The sequence below is a fragment of the Sphingomonas sp. NIC1 genome (assembly GCF_001638925.1).
GTDB lineage: Bacteria > Pseudomonadota > Alphaproteobacteria > Sphingomonadales > Sphingomonadaceae > Sphingomonas > Sphingomonas aquatilis.
In genome coordinates, this window is record NZ_CP015521.1 from 1,708,763 (window position 1) to 1,722,465 (window position 13,703).

Annotated in this window: 14 protein-coding genes; 5 read left to right on the forward strand and 9 right to left on the reverse strand. The window is 68.3% G+C overall.

Annotated features, from left to right (window positions below; translation table 11 throughout):
• Positions 1-77: 77 nt before the first annotated feature.
• From pheT to rpmI, 5 genes are all read right to left on the reverse strand, one after another.
• Positions 78-2,441 carry a phenylalanine--tRNA ligase subunit beta gene (pheT, locus tag A7E77_RS08255; protein WP_063687136.1) on the reverse strand — a complete coding sequence of 788 codons (2,364 nt, stop codon included), beginning with the start codon at positions 2,439-2,441 and terminating at the stop codon, positions 78-80.
• A gap of 184 nt (positions 2,442-2,625) precedes the next feature.
• Positions 2,626-3,741, reverse strand: a complete 1,116-nt coding sequence (gene pheS / locus A7E77_RS08260; RefSeq protein WP_063687138.1) for a phenylalanine--tRNA ligase subunit alpha — start codon at positions 3,739-3,741, stop codon at positions 2,626-2,628.
• A complete protein-coding gene (locus A7E77_RS08265) occupies positions 3,738-4,076 on the reverse strand; it encodes a GIY-YIG nuclease family protein (protein WP_063687140.1) in 339 nt (112 codons plus the stop codon). The genes pheS and A7E77_RS08265 overlap by 4 nt, the downstream gene beginning before the upstream one ends.
• A 209-nt stretch (positions 4,077-4,285) precedes the next feature.
• Positions 4,286-4,651 (reverse strand): 50S ribosomal protein L20, encoded by a 366-nt coding sequence (gene rplT / locus A7E77_RS08270; RefSeq protein WP_063687143.1) that lies wholly within the window; start codon positions 4,649-4,651, stop codon positions 4,286-4,288.
• 12 nt (positions 4,652-4,663) lie between these two features.
• Positions 4,664-4,867 carry a 50S ribosomal protein L35 gene (rpmI, locus tag A7E77_RS08275; RefSeq protein WP_017977259.1) on the reverse strand — a complete coding sequence of 68 codons (204 nt, stop codon included), beginning with the start codon at positions 4,865-4,867 and terminating at the stop codon, positions 4,664-4,666.
• Positions 4,868-5,038: 171 nt separating this feature from the next.
• Here rpmI and A7E77_RS08280 point away from each other — a divergent pair, with 171 nt between their 5' ends.
• A complete protein-coding gene (locus A7E77_RS08280; protein WP_063687145.1) occupies positions 5,039-7,156 on the forward strand; it encodes an AsmA family protein in 2,118 nt (705 codons plus the stop codon).
• A 421-nt stretch (positions 7,157-7,577) separates the two neighbouring features.
• Here A7E77_RS08280 and A7E77_RS08285 read toward each other — a convergent pair whose 3' ends face one another.
• Positions 7,578-8,387, reverse strand: coding sequence for an inositol monophosphatase family protein (locus A7E77_RS08285; protein ID WP_063687146.1), 810 nt, complete (start codon positions 8,385-8,387; stop codon positions 7,578-7,580).
• Between the two features lie 71 nt (positions 8,388-8,458).
• Between A7E77_RS08285 and A7E77_RS08290 the strand changes: the two genes are divergently transcribed.
• Complete coding sequence (locus A7E77_RS08290; RefSeq protein ID WP_017977262.1) at positions 8,459-8,989, forward strand: peroxiredoxin; 531 nt, start codon at positions 8,459-8,461, stop codon at positions 8,987-8,989.
• Between the two features lie 64 nt (positions 8,990-9,053).
• Positions 9,054-10,106: a GGDEF domain-containing protein gene (locus A7E77_RS08295; RefSeq protein ID WP_017977263.1), complete on the forward strand. Its 1,053-nt coding sequence runs from the start codon at positions 9,054-9,056 to the stop codon at positions 10,104-10,106.
• A gap of 404 nt (positions 10,107-10,510) precedes the next feature.
• Here A7E77_RS08295 and A7E77_RS08300 read toward each other — a convergent pair whose 3' ends face one another.
• Together A7E77_RS08300 and A7E77_RS08305 are read right to left on the reverse strand one after the other, a co-directional pair.
• Positions 10,511-11,134, reverse strand: a complete 624-nt coding sequence (locus A7E77_RS08300) for a YbhB/YbcL family Raf kinase inhibitor-like protein (RefSeq protein ID WP_063687149.1) — start codon at positions 11,132-11,134, stop codon at positions 10,511-10,513.
• The gene (locus tag A7E77_RS08305) at positions 11,134-11,667 is read right to left on the reverse strand and encodes a hypothetical protein (protein WP_043061299.1); all 534 of its coding nucleotides are present in this window, start codon (positions 11,665-11,667) and stop codon (positions 11,134-11,136) included. Before A7E77_RS08305 ends, A7E77_RS08300 begins: the two co-directional genes overlap by 1 nt.
• Before the next feature lie 35 nt (positions 11,668-11,702).
• Here A7E77_RS08305 and A7E77_RS08310 point away from each other — a divergent pair, with 35 nt between their 5' ends.
• Entirely contained in the window at positions 11,703-12,134 is a 432-nt protein-coding gene (locus A7E77_RS08310) for a DUF1810 domain-containing protein (RefSeq protein ID WP_063687151.1), read from the forward strand.
• Between the two features lie 6 nt (positions 12,135-12,140).
• Here the strand turns inward: A7E77_RS08310 and A7E77_RS08315 are convergent, their stop codons facing one another.
• Positions 12,141-12,851: a murein L,D-transpeptidase catalytic domain family protein gene (locus A7E77_RS08315; RefSeq protein WP_017977268.1), complete on the reverse strand. Its 711-nt coding sequence runs from the start codon at positions 12,849-12,851 to the stop codon at positions 12,141-12,143.
• A 210-nt stretch (positions 12,852-13,061) separates the two neighbouring features.
• Between A7E77_RS08315 and A7E77_RS08320 the strand changes: the two genes are divergently transcribed.
• A complete protein-coding gene (locus A7E77_RS08320; protein WP_063687154.1) occupies positions 13,062-13,670 on the forward strand; it encodes a L,D-transpeptidase family protein in 609 nt (202 codons plus the stop codon).
• The last annotated feature ends 33 nt before the right edge of the window (positions 13,671-13,703 follow it).

Below are 13,703 nucleotides of genomic sequence, written 5' to 3' on the forward strand. Positions count from 1 at the left end.
CAAGACCCAAGCCAGCGCTGGGGCGACGCGTACGGGCAGGCCGCGTCGCCCGCCCGTGCCGCCAAAGGTGCCGCGGATCAGCTCCGCAGCACCGCACCCTGTTTCGCCGCCGCCGCGACGATCTTGTCGGCGATGGCCTTCAGCGCTTCGTCGGTGAAGCTCTTGTCGGCGGGCTGGAGCACCGCCTCCACTGCGACCGACTTGAACCCCTCGTCGACGCCCGCGCCGGTGAACACGTCGAACACGCGCGCACCAGTGATCGCCGCCTTGTCCGCCGATCGCACCGCGCGCACCAGCGCGTCGGCGCTGACGCCCTGCGGCACCAGGAAGGCGAAGTCGCGGCGCACCGATTGCAGCGCCGGCGGCGCGAAGGCCGGGCGCATGAAGCCGCTGCTGCGCTTGGCGGGCAGCGCATCGAGATACACTTCTACCGCGGCGACCGCGCCGTCGAGGTCGAACGCCTTGAGTAGGCTGGGGTGCAGCATGCCGAAGCGCGCCAGCACCGTCTTCGGCCCCAGCCGCAGCGTGCCCGACTGGCCGGGGTGCCACGCATCCCCTGCCTCGCCCATCACCTGCAGATTGTCGACCGGCGCCCCCGCCGCGGCGAGCAGCGCCAGCGCCTCCGCCTTGGCGTCATAGGCGTCGAAGCCCGCCGCCTTTCCGCCACGCCAGCCGCGCTCGCGCGCATGGCCGGCCAGCACGACACCGACGGTCGGATGCTCGCCATCGGCCAGATAGCGGCGCCCGATCTCGAACAGCCGCACGGTCGCGATGCCGCGCTTCAGGTTGCGCGCGCTCGCCGACAGCAGTCCGGGCAGCAGCGACGGCCGCATGACCTTCAGGTCTTCGCTGATCGGATTGGCGAGGCTCCAAGCACCGCCACCGAAGGGCGCGGCCTGCGCGTCGGACAGGAAGCTCCACGTCACCGCCTCGTCCAGCCCGCGCGCGGCGGCGGCGCGGCGGACGCGGCGTTCCAGCTTCTGTTCGGGCGTGGCGGTCGGGCGCGCGACGCCGGGCGTGCGCGGCAGCGCGACGGGCGCGACCTTATCGATCCCCTCGATGCGGATGACTTCCTCGACCAGATCGGCGGGGCCGTCGATATCCCGGCGCCACGTCGGCACGGTGACGGTCCAGTCGCCGTCGACCGTGAAGCCGAGCCGTTCGAGGATCGCGCGCTGCCGTTCCGGCGCCACGGCAAGGCCGCCCAGTGTTTCGGCGCGGGCCGGATCGTAGCGAATCGTCCGCGGCGCCAGCGGCGGTTCGCCCGCGCGGGTGACGGCACTCGCCGTGCCGCCACAGTAGTGCTGGACGAGGAAGGTCGCGATGGCGAGGCCGTCGTCGAGGAATGCCGGGTCGACACCGCGTTCGAACCGCTGGCGCGCATCGCTGGTGAGCGTGAGCGCCTGGCCCGTCCGCGCGATCGCATCGGGCGCGAAATAGGCGCATTCGATGACGACGTCGGTCGTCTCATGCGTGACGCTGGAATGCTCGCCGCCCATGATGCCGCCGATGTCGTGAACGCCCGCATCGTCGGCGATGACGGTCATGCCCTCACGCAGCGTGTAGGTCTTGCCGTTCAGCGCCTCGATCGTTTCCCCGTCGCGGGCGGATCGCGCGACGAGGCCGCCGGTCAGCTTCGCGCGGTCGTAGACGTGCAGCGGCCGCCCCAGGTCGACGGTCATGTAATTGGTGATGTCGACCAGGGTCGAAATCGGCTTCTGACCGATCGCGGTCAGCCGCTGGCGCATCCACTCCGGCGCTTCGCCATTGGTCAGGCCAGTGACCGCCTGTGCATAGAAGGCCGGGCAGCCGGCGGCGTCCTCGATCCTTACGTCAGGGCCGGGGCCCTGCGCGTCGATCGCGGGCACGGTCGGCGGCACCAGCGTGCCGAGGCCGGCGGCGGCGAGGTCGCGCGCGATGCCGTGAACGCCCATGCAATCCTGCCGGTTGGGCGTGATCGACACGTCGATGACCGGATCGTTCAGCCCGGCATAATCGGGATAGGGGGTGCCGACCGGCGCGTCCTCGGGCAGTTCGATGATGCCGTCATGGCCCTCGCCGATCTCCAGCTCGCGCGCCGAACACATCATGCCGTTCGATTCGACACCGCGGATCGCCGCGACCTTCAGCGTCACGTCGAGACCGGGAACATAGGCACCCGGCGCGCCGAACACGCCGACGAGGCCGGCGCGTGCGTTGGGCGCGCCGCAGACGACCTGCATCGGGCCGTCACCGGCATCGACGCTCAGCACCTGCAGCTTGTCCGCCTGCGGGTGACGCTCGGCGCTGAGGATGCGCGCGACGCGGAACGCCCGCAGCGCCTCCCCGGGATTGTGGACGCCCTCCACCTCCAGCCCGATGCGCGTCAGCCCGTCGACGATATCGTCGAGGCTCGCGTCGGTGGTCAGGTGGTCCTTGAGCCAGGAGAGGGTGAATTTCATCGGTCGTTCCGTTCTGATCGTCATCCCGGCGAAAGCCGGGATCCATGGACGCGGTCGGCCTTGGGGCGGGCAGGCCGTATCCTTATGTCCTGCGCCGTATCCATGGATCCCGGCGTTGGGGCCCATCGAAGTATTACTTCGATGGGAACCCGTTCGCCGGGATGACGGATACGAGCGCGGAGCTTTACGCCGCCCCGACGCCGCCCGACAGCGTCGGCACGTCGAGGCTGGAAAAGCCGTAATGCTTCAGCCAGCGGATATCGCCGTCGAAGAAGGGCCGAAGGTCGTCCATGCCGTATTTCAGCATGGCGAGTCGGTCGATCCCGCAGCCGAAGGCGAAACCCTGCCACTCGTTCGGGTCCAGCCCGCACGCTTCGATCACTTTGGGGTGGACCATGCCGCTGCCGAGCACCTCCATCCAGCCGCCACCGGACCCGCCGATCACACGCTTGCCCTTCTCGATCGTATAGCCGACGTCGACCTCCGCACTCGGTTCGGTGAACGGGAAATAGCTCGGGCGCAGGCGCAGCACGATGTCGTCGCGCTCGAAGAACGCCTTCAGGAACGTCTCCAGCGTCCACTTCAGGTGGCCGAGCGTGATGCCCTTGTCGATCACCAAGCCCTCGACCTGATGGAACATCGGCGTGTGCGTCGCATCCGAATCGGAGCGATAGGTACGGCCCGGCGCGATGATGCGGATCGGCGGCTGCTGGTTCAGCATCGTGCGGATCTGCACCGGCGACGTATGCGTGCGCAGCAGCGAGAAGGTCGCGCGCTCGTCGAAGCTGCCGTCCGCCTTCGCGTCGATCCCCTGTTGCAGGTAAAAGGTGTCGTGCATCGCGCGCGCCGGATGCGTCTCCGGAATGTTGAGCGCGCTGAAATTGTGCCAGTCGGTCTCGATCTCCGGCCCCGTCGCCACCGCGAAGCCCAGATCGGCGAAGATCTCGGCCAGTTCGTCCATCACCTGGCTGACCGGGTGGACCGTGCCGGCGAGCGGCGCGTCGGCGGGCAGCGTCATGTCGAGCGTTTCGCTCGCCAGCCGCGCATCCAGCGCCGCGCGCTCCAGCGCCTCTTTGCGCGTGGCGATGCCGGTCGCGACCGCCTCGCGCAGGCCGTTGATCCGCGGCCCTTCGACCTGACGCTCGTCGGGGCTCATCTTGCCCAAGGTCTTCAGCAGCGTGGTGACGCTGCCCTGCTTGCCGAGCGCCTCGACCCGCACCGCCTCGAGCGCATCGAGGCTGGCGGCGGATTCGATCGCGGCGATCAGTTGGCCGCGCAGGGTGTCGAGGTCTTGCGTCACGTCATGCTCTCTTTCGTCGGGACCGGCGGCAGGGGGGCAAGCCCCAATCCGACGCCGAGATCGCCCCAGTCTTCGTTCTGCGCTTCGATCAACTCGATCTTCCACGCGCGCCGCCATTCTTTCAGCCGCTTCTCGCGCACGATGGCGGCTTCCATCGTGGCGTGTACCTCATACCAGACGAGGGCGTGGACGCCGTATGCCTTGGTGAAGCCGGGGATCAAGCCCTCGCGATGCTGGACGAGGCGTGCGAGCAGGTTTGAGGTGACGCCGATATAGAGCGTGCCATGTCGACGGCTGGCGAGAATGTAGACGCAAGGCTGGAAGACGTCGCGCATGAATGGGTTGCCCCTTCCCGCCCCCACCTTCGTCATCCCGACGAAAGTCGGGATCCATGGAGGGGGGTGTGGCCGATGGTAGCACGCAAACGCCAGTGGCCCCAATCCATGGATCCCGGCGTGCGCCGGGATGACGAAGGGAGAGCCAGAACCGAAAAGGGCGCCGGTGTTGCCACCGACGCCCCTTCGCATTCCGTCCGTCAGGCGCGTTACGCGGCCTGGGGCAGAGCCGCCTTCGCCTGCGCGACGATCGCGGCAAAGGCCGCCGTCTCGTGCATCGCGATGTCGGCCAGGACCTTCCGGTCCAGGGCGATGTTGGCGAGCTTCAGGCCGTGCATGAACTGCGAATAGGTCAGGCCTTCCGCGCGGACGCCGGCGTTGATGCGCTGGATCCACAGACCACGGAAGGTCCGCTTCTTCACCTTGCGGTCGCGATACGCATACTGCCCGGCCTTTTCGACGGCCTGGCGAGCGATACGGATCGTGTTCTTGCGACGGCCGTAATAGCCCTTCGCCTGGGACAGGATGTTCTTGTGCTTGGCGCGAGTGGTTACGCCCCGCTTGACGCGTGCCATGTCCTGATCTCCTTACTTGAGGCCGTACGGCGCCCAGGCCTTCACCGTCGCGGTGTCGGCCTTCGACAGCACCTTGGTGCCGCGGTTCTGGCGGATGTACTTGCTGTTGTGCGAAATCAGGCGGTGGCGCTTGCCGGCGACGCCGTGCTTCAGCAGGCCGCTGGCGGTCAGCTTGAAGCGCTTCTTGACGCCGCTCTTGGTCTTGAGCTTGGGCATTTTGGTCCTTTCGCTATGAGCAGGCATGGACAGCCGCGGCAGCCCTTGATGGCCGGGCAGTCCTGTAGCGCCTCGCTCGGGAAGCGGGCCCCTTACCGCCGCCGCACGCAAAACGCAAGGACGGGCGACCGATGCGGAACCGGAACGAGGGCGCACGCGCTTGGCCACTCGATGGAGACGTCCGCATCCGCCCCGTCCCAGACGATCCCGCCCGCGCGCCGCCGCCGGGCGTGGCGAATCGCGCGCAACATCGTGCTCGCGGTCATCGCGCTGATCGTCGCGATCTGGCTGGTGCTCTATATCACCAAGGGCCGCTTCCTGCGCGCGCCCTTCGAACGATTCGTCGGCGGCCAGACGCATCGCGCGGTGCGGATCGACGGCGACTTCCAGCTCTATTTCGCGCCGTTCAAGATCAAGTTCGTCGCCGAACGGATGACGATCGCCAATCCCGCCTGGGCCAGCCGCCCCTATCTGTTCGACGCGGCGCGGATCGACACGCGGATCGCGCCACTGTCGCTCCTGTGGGGCAAGCGCCGGCTCTATTGGCTCGATCTCGTCGACGGCAAGGTCGACCTCGAATGGAAGCCCGACCACAGCACCAACACCTGGACGTTCAGTGAGAAAAAGGGCGGCAAGCCGCTCGACTTCCCGCGCATCGACGTCGCCAACGTACGCGGCACGACCGTGCGCTACGTCGATCCGCGCATGCAGGTCCTGGCCGACCTCGCCATCGCCGACATCCGGTCGACCGATGCGCGTATCGGCAAGTCGGTCGGCGTCACCGGCACCGGCCGTATCCGCACCGCGCCCTTCACGCTGACCGCGCGGCTGCTCACGCCCGATGCGACGGTGAACCGCGGCCAGAACCAGCTCGTCGCACGGATGCGTGCGGCGGGGAACGTCATCGACGTCGCGGGCACCTTGCCCTCGCTCGCTGAGATCGAGCGCGTGCCGCTGTCGGTCGCCGCGCGGGGGCGCAACATGGCGGACCTGCTCGGCATCATCGGCGTCGCCATCCCCAATACGCGCACCTACCGCGTCCGCGGCCAAATGGTGAAGGACGGCGTGGACTATCGCTTCACCCGCCTCACCGGCGTGGCGGGGGCGACCGACCTTGCCGGCACGCTCACCGTGACGACGGGCGAGCGACTCCACCTCGACTCCACGCTCGCGACCAAGCGCCTCGACATCATCGATGCCGCGCCCTTCATCGGCTACAATCCCGATATCGTCGCGACCAAGGGCGCGGAGGCCGCGGCGGCGGCGGCCGGGGCGGCGAGCGGCCGGCTGCTGCCCGACGCGGCGCTGCCGATCGCGACGATGCAGCGCTTCGATGCCGACCTGAAGTGGACGGTCGGCGTCGTGCGATCGCGCAACGTGCCGATCAGCAACGTCGACCTCACGCTGGCGCTGAAGGACGGTCGGCTGGCGCTGTCGCCGCTCACCTTCGCGATGGCGCGCGGCAATGTGGCGAGCGATGTGGTGTTCGACACGCGCGCCCGGCCGTCGGCGGTCCGCTACGATATCCGGCTGACGCCGACGCCGCTCGGCCGGCTGCTCAAGGGCTATGGCGTTGCCGAGGCGGGGACGACCGGCACGATCCACGGCCGCATCCGGCTGGACGGGCGCGGCGATACGATCCACGATTCGCTTAGCACCGCGCGCGGGCGCATCGCCTTCGTCATTCCGCAGGGCGATCTGACGACCGGCAATGCGCAATTGTCCGAACTCGATATCGGCACCTTCGTGCAGAAGATGTTCGAGGACAAATTGAAGGAGCCCGTGCGCATCAACTGCGGGCTGGTCGGCTTCACCGTACGCGGCGGCGTCGCGGCGGCGGACCCGATCCTGATCGATACGTCGAAGAACGTGGTCCTCGGCCGCGGCGGCTTCAGCTTCCGGACCGAGGGCGTCGACCTCGCCATCCGCGCGGACGGCAAGAAGTTCAGCCTGTTCTCAGGGCAGTCGCCCGTTGGCATCGGCGGCACCTTCGCGCATCCCAAGCTCGACGTGATCAGCAACCAGCTGCTCGGTCGCGCCGGCGCCGGCCTGGGGCTGGCGGTGGTCGCGACGCCGGTGGCGGGCATCCTCGCCTTCGTCGATGTCGGCGACGCCAAGGCCGCCGCCTGCGGCCCGGTCCTCGCGGGCGACACCGCCGCGGCGCAACGCACCACCAAGGGCGCCCTCCGCGACGACGTCGGCCACGGCACGACCGCCAAGGAGGAAAACGGCAAGGCCTCCGGCGGCGAACGCAAGACCCAGCGCAAGAAGTTCCTGGGGATCTTCTGAGGGGTGAGGGGGGCCCTCTAACAATCCGTCATTCCCGCGTAGGCGGAAATCCAGACACGCTACCGTCACGCATCCAGCCGCAACGTCAGAGGGTATGGATTCCCGCCTCCGCGGGAATGACGGGCCGTGTGAGGCGGGCGTCCCGCACACCGACGGCCAAGACGTGCCGTAACCTCACCCCGTCATCCCGGCGAACGCCGGGATCCATGGACAGCGCGCCATAAGCGTCGGCGCGCAAACGCTGCCGTCACCGCCACCATGGATCCCGGCCCCCGCCGGGATGACGGGTGGAGAGGGCGCCCCTCCACCACGCCGTCATTCCCGCGAAGGCGGGACTCCAGACGCGCTACCCTCGCGCATCCAGCCGCAACGTCAAAGGTTAAGGCCCGCCCCGCCGCCGGAATGACGGACCCATCAAACCTCAGTGATCATGCCCATGCGCCGCGCGCAGCGCCTCGAGCACGTCGTCCGTCCGCGCCGGGTCGCCGATCGCCAGCACGTGGCCCGCGCTCGCCGCGGTCAGCGGGTCGCCGTTCCAGTCGCACATCCGCCCGCCCGCGCCCTCGACCACCGGCACCAGCGCGGCAAAGTCATACAGCTGCAGCCCGGATTCCGCGACCACGTCGAGATGCCCGCTCGCCAGCAGCCCGTAATTGTAGCAATCGCCGCCATAGACCGGCCCCTGCCGCGCATGCCCGCCCGAGGCTGCGGCGACGAGCGCCATGTAATGCGGCACGTCGCCATCCGCGAACAGGTGCGGGCTGGTGGTGGCGACGATCGCCCCCTCCAGCTGCGCGCAGGATCGCGTGCGGGCGGGCTTGCCGTTGAACGTCGTCGGCCGGCCGGCGACGCCCAGCCAGCGTTCGCGCTGCACCGGCTGGTCGATGATGCCGAGCAGCGGCCAGCCATCCTCGACCAGCGCGATCAGCGTCCCGAAGATCGCGCGCCCCACCGTGAAGCTGCGCGTGCCGTCGATGGGGTCGAGCACCCATTGCCGCCCGGTCACGCCGTCCTTGGTGCCATATTCCTCGCCGACCACGCCGTCGCCCGGCGCCTCGGCATCCAGCAGCCGCCGCATCGCCGCCTCCGCCTCGCGATCGGCGCGGGTGACGGGGGAGCGGTCGTCCTTCAGCTCGACGCCGTGGTCGGCGCGGAAATAGGGGCGGATCGCCGCCCCGGCGGCGTCGGCGAGGCGCTGGGCGAGCTGGATATCGGCGGCGGTAATCGGCATGATCGCAGCCCTATCGCGGGGCAGGGCCAGGCGCTAGGGTCCGGTCACGTCTTTGCGAGAGGATCCCTTCCATGCGTCTGTTTTCCGCCGCTATTGCCACGATCGCGCTTGTTGCCACCCCCGCCATCGCCGGCCTGCCGGTGGGTGCGAAGGCGCCGACCTTCGCCACGCGCGGCGCGGTCGCCGGCCAGGTCGTCGGCATCGATCTCGCCCAGCAGCTCAAGAAGGGCCCGGTCGTCCTCTATTTCTTCCCCGCGGCCTTCACCGGTGGCTGCAACGCCGAAGCGCATGCCTTTGCCGAGGCGATTCCCGAATTTCAGAAGGCCGGCGCGACCGTGATCGGCATGTCGGCCGACGACGTGCCGACGCTGCAGCGCTTCTCGGCGGAAAAGTGCGCGGGCAAGTTCGCGGTGGCGAGCGCGGGGCCCGCGGTGATCAAGAATTACGACGTCGCGCTCAACGCCGGCGGCCGCGCGCTGACCAAGCGGACCAGCTATGTCATCGGCCGCGACGGCAAAATCGCGTTCGTCCACGACGATATGAACCCTGCGCAGCATGTGGCGTTGACGCTCGCCGCGGTTCGTCGCCTCGCAGCGAAGTGAAGCCACGGAAACTTCCTGATAACATTTCGCGGGTACACATCGCGGAACACCGGAAAGGGCGTAGATGAACGGGCCGTTGGCAGCGCGAAAGGACGGCAAGGGTGATCTATTCACCCGAATCGGCGACTTTCTCGCGTCTCAGGGCCTCAGCCCCGAGCCGGCCCATTACACCTTCGCCTATGATGTCATCACCAATCCGGACGGCGCGATCGCCCAGGCGGTGATGCGGCTGACCGATGGTGGCTTTCGCCTCAGCCGATCCGACATCGAAAAGCTCGGCGGGCGCGTGATGCTGGGGGCCGCGGTTCAGCCCGAAGCGGAGCCGCCGCGCCCCAGCTATCGCGACCACCAGTCGGAGGTCGAGGACGAGGCGGTTCGCCTGGTCGAAGCGACCCAGGCGCAGGTCGACGATTTCGCGACGATGATGCGCGCGATGCAGGACCAGACGCGCGATTTCGGTGCGGACCTCGCCGAAAGCGCGGCGGCGATCGATACGGCGGGGCCGGCGGGTCTCGACGCGATCGCGCGCATCGCCGGCACGATGCTGGCCCGCGTGCGCGATGCCGAGGTGCGGCTCGACCAGGCGACGCGCGAGGCGGAAACGCTCCGCGCCAAGCTTGCCGAAGCGAACGACACCGCGCGCCGCGACGCGCTCACCGGCCTGCCCAACCGCCGCGCGTTCGGCGAGGCGTTCGATCATCGCCGCGAACTCGAAGGGCCATTCTGCCTCGCAGTCTGCGACATCGACCGGTTCAAGCGGATCAACGATGCGCACGGCCACCAGATCGGTGACCGCGTCCTGTCCGCCGTCGCGCGCACGCTCAGCGAGGAATGTCAGAAATATCTCGTCGTCCGCCACGGCGGCGAGGAATTCGCGATTCTGATCCACGGCCTGACCCTCGCCGATGCCGCCGCGCACCTCGACGGGGCGCGCAGTGTCATCGCCGGCAAACGCTTCCGCCTGCGCGAAACCGACAAGCCGCTGGGCCAGGTGACGCTGTCGATCGGCGTCACCGCCGTACAGACCGGCGAGACGATCGATGCCGCGTTCGAGCGCGCCGACCGCCTGCTGTACACCGCAAAGAGCGATGGCCGCGACCGGGTGTGCGCCGCCTGATATTGGCGTAAACCGCGCCATCGCCGTGGCGTAAATTCCCAAATTGATCTGAGCTGTCGAAGAAAACCGCGCAAATCCGCGGTTTTTTGCATTTGGCACGATGGCTGCAAAGTCCCTGGCATGCGGCGACGAACGGTTCGCCCGCCGCAGCAAAAGGGAAAAAGACCATGTCCATCCGCTTCGATATCGCTCAGCGCGCCGCCGTCTCGGTCATTGCCGCGCTCGCCTTCGCCGGCCTCGCGATCAGCGCCGCCGTCCCCGTCCTGCCGATCGCCTGATCCCCGCAAGCCCTGGGGAGACGCATCATGTATCGCAGCTTCGCACTCGCGCTGTCGGCCTTCTGCACCACCGTTCTCGTCCTCGCCAGCCAGAGCACCGGCACCATCGGCTGACCGGCTGACGACCTACCCGGCGGTTGCGACCGCCCCGATCGGCCCGACCGGCGCATCCTCGCCCCGGCTATAGGTGCCGATCAACACCCCGGCGGCGAGCACATGCCCCGCCATCGCCTCCAGCATCGCGGTACGGCCGGGCGTTTCGCCCGGATCGCCGACGCCTGCATCAAGCGCGAACAGCTGGAAGGCATAGCGATGGCTGCCATGACCGGTCGGCGGGTCAGGCGGCAGCCAGCCTTCGCGAAGATAGGAATTCCGGCCGACGTCGCGCTCGGGCGTTCCCGCGCCATCGCTGCGGATCGCGCCTTCGTCCAGCCGACCCGTGTCGGCGGGCATGCCCCAGACGACCGCATGGACCAGCGGTTGCGGTGCCGGTGCGTCGGCATCCTCGACCAGTAAGGCGAGATGCGCCGTGCCCTCGGGCAGCGGCCCCCAGACCAGCGGCGGCGACACGCCATCGCCGTCCGCGGTGAAGCGTTCGGGCAGCCGCGTGCCATCGGCGAAGGCCGGGCTCATCAGCTCGATCCGCGGGATCGCAATGCCCAGCGTGCCGCGCGCGATCGCCAGCTTTTCCGCGCCCGCGCGCACGTCGGACAGTGCCTTGCCCAGCCAGGCGGGGATATGTTCCAGCATCAGCCTTGCTCCTGCGGGCAATCGCCGGCGCGCATCGCCGGCGCTTTGTTTGCGGCGAACCAGCGGCTGCGGTCGCCCATCGTGTCGGCATCGTGGTAACACGCTTCCGCGCGCGATCCGTCGGCGCCCAGCACCAGCGTCCAGTCGTTATCGCCGCAATCGTGCGGCATGCAGCCGTGCGCGGCGATGCGGCCATCGGCGGTGCGGAAGATCGGCACGGTCACCGCATCGCGGTTGACGAATCGCCGGCGGATGCGTTCGTCGCCCACCGCATCGTTCAGCGCGCGCGCCACTTCGGTACGATCATAGAAGCCGACGCCATCGACGGCATCGGTCGGATATTTGCCGACATAGGCGGTCAGCGCATCGGCATGCGCCTGGCCGGGCAGCGGCTTGGGCATCTGCGTCGGCGGCGGGACGAAGCCTGCGGCGGCGGCATTGTCGGGGGCCTCCGCCTTGCGCGCGCCGCCACAGGCCGCGAGGCAGAGGATCGGGGCGAGGCCCATGGCGAGAAGGATCGGACGCATCGTCATGGAACGCAAGACAGGCCCCGGCGGTTGCCTGTCGCATGACCGAGCCCGACGCCACCGATCTCGATCGCTTCGTCCGCGCACAGGAAGGCGTTTGGAATCAAGCGCTTGCCGAGTTGCATGCCGGCCGCAAGACCAGCCATTGGATGTGGTTCGTCTTCCCGCAGATCGCCGGTTTAGGCAGCAGCGCGATGGCGCGAACCTATGCGATCCGTGATGCCGACGAAGCGCGCGCGTATCTGGCGCACCAGTTGCTCGGCGGGCGGCTGATCGCGATGACGCAGGCGGCGATCGCAGCGCCGGGCGGCGCAGAAGAGATATTCGGCAGCATCGACGCGATGAAGCTGCGTTCGTCGATGACGCTGTTCGCCGCGATCGCCGACGATCCGGCCCCGTTCGAAGCGGCGCTGGAGCGCTTCTACGACGGCCAGCGCGATCCCAAGACGCTGGCGCTGCTCAGCGAACGCTGACCGGCGTTATACCTTCGCCGAAAAGATCATCCGGCCCTGGCCCAATTGCGCGAACACCTGCGACAGGTCGCTTTCGCCGACCGCGAAACAGCCCTGGCTGCGGCCGAGCATGCCGTGCGTGCGCAGCATGTCCTTGTTCGCATACCAGGCCGAATGCACCACGATCGCGCGCGCCAGCGCATTGTCGTTGGTGGCGTCGAGCCCGATCAGCCGCTGCGAGCGGCCATGCTTGCCGACATAATAATCGTCGGTCACGAACGCGCCCTGCGAAGTAGCGTTGGAATTGGGCTCGTTCGAAAAGCGCTTCAGATAGCCGGTGTGCGCCGGGTCCGATCCGCTGCCGTGCGCGACCAGGAACGACTGGCTCTTGCCCGACACCAGGTCGACGAGGTGGAAGCGCGGCTCCGACGAGGACGCCGCCATGTCGGCGATCGCGATCCGGTCGCGGCGCGGGATGCGGCGGCCATGCTGGTTCAGCGCGGCCATCGCCTGGCGCATCAGATCGGGGCGCACGACGCGCGGCGAGGTGATGGCTTGCGCGAACATGCGCGGGCGCGGGGCCGGCAACGGCGGTTCGCTGACCGGCCGCAAATCGGCCTGGCTCAGGCGGCGGGTCGCGGCGGAGACCGTTCCCGGCATCGCCAGCGTCGTTGCCAGCACCAATCCGTTCTTCAGCAGCGCACGACGATCGCGCGCGCCATCATTCTGATTTTGCATCGAATTTCCGTAATGCCCCGGTTCTTGCCCGCGAAACATCATATAGCAGCTTCGGACTTAATATTCTGCGGGTCCCAGCCCCAAGTCGGCGTTGCGGTTGCACGCTTCGGCGCGGGTTGGGCTCGATTGATCCGATTTGGCCATGGCACCAGCCGCGATATCGCGCGTTGAGACCCGCGAAAGGCAAACGAAAGTCAAGGGCGAATCGATATGGCACAGCGATCGACACGATGGTTTTCGGCAATGACCGCGGCGGCGCTGGTAATGGCGCTTCCAACCCCCGCATTTGCGGCGGCGGCCAGCGATGCCCTGGCCCCGGAAGTCACGTCGCTCGCCCCCAATCGCTTCCTGTGGAACGACAGCGGCAGCAGCGAACCGGTCAGCATCGTCGTCTCGATTCCGGATCAGAAGGCCTATGTCTATCGCGGCACGATGCTGATCGGCGCATCCACCGTCTCGACGGGCAAGGATGGCAAGGAGACGCCGGTCGGCGTCTTCCCGATCCTGCAGAAGTCGGAAAAGCATAAGAGCAACCTGTACGACAGCGCGCCGATGCCGTTCATGCAGCGCCTGACCTGGGACGGCGTCGCGATCCACGCCGGTATGAACCCGGGCTTCCCCGCCTCGCACGGCTGCATCCGCGTGCCGACCGATTTCGCCAAGAAGCTGTTCGCGATCACCAGCCGCGGCACGCCAGTGCTGGTGACGGACGCGTCGGCCGCAGAGGGCTGGACGCTGCCCACCAACGCCGACGCCGCCGCGATGCAAAGCGAAACGGCGACCGCCAACGAGGCGTGGTTGCAAACCGCGTCACGGTGAGCAGAGGCTGCCAACCTGGAATCCGTCATTGCG

Coding starts and splice junctions, on each gene's coding strand:
- pheT (WP_063687136.1), bottom strand. CDS start 2,441: ATGAAATTCACCCTCTCCTGGCTCAAGGACCACCTGACCACCGACGCG.
- A7E77_RS08265 (WP_063687140.1), bottom strand. CDS start 4,076: ATGCGCGACGTCTTCCAGCCTTGCGTCTACATTCTCGCCAGCCGTCGA.
- rplT (WP_063687143.1), bottom strand. CDS start 4,651: ATGGCACGCGTCAAGCGGGGCGTAACCACTCGCGCCAAGCACAAGAAC.
- rpmI (WP_017977259.1), bottom strand. CDS start 4,867: ATGCCCAAGCTCAAGACCAAGAGCGGCGTCAAGAAGCGCTTCAAGCTG.
- A7E77_RS08280 (WP_063687145.1), top strand. CDS start 5,039: ATGGAGACGTCCGCATCCGCCCCGTCCCAGACGATCCCGCCCGCGCGC.
- A7E77_RS08285 (WP_063687146.1), bottom strand. CDS start 8,387: ATGCCGATTACCGCCGCCGATATCCAGCTCGCCCAGCGCCTCGCCGAC.
- A7E77_RS08290 (WP_017977262.1), top strand. CDS start 8,459: ATGCGTCTGTTTTCCGCCGCTATTGCCACGATCGCGCTTGTTGCCACC.
- A7E77_RS08295 (WP_017977263.1), top strand. CDS start 9,054: ATGAACGGGCCGTTGGCAGCGCGAAAGGACGGCAAGGGTGATCTATTC.
- A7E77_RS08300 (WP_063687149.1), bottom strand. CDS start 11,134: ATGCTGGAACATATCCCCGCCTGGCTGGGCAAGGCACTGTCCGACGTG.
- A7E77_RS08305 (WP_043061299.1), bottom strand. CDS start 11,667: ATGACGATGCGTCCGATCCTTCTCGCCATGGGCCTCGCCCCGATCCTC.
- A7E77_RS08310 (WP_063687151.1), top strand. CDS start 11,703: ATGACCGAGCCCGACGCCACCGATCTCGATCGCTTCGTCCGCGCACAG.
- A7E77_RS08315 (WP_017977268.1), bottom strand. CDS start 12,851: ATGCAAAATCAGAATGATGGCGCGCGCGATCGTCGTGCGCTGCTGAAG.
- A7E77_RS08320 (WP_063687154.1), top strand. CDS start 13,062: ATGGCACAGCGATCGACACGATGGTTTTCGGCAATGACCGCGGCGGCG.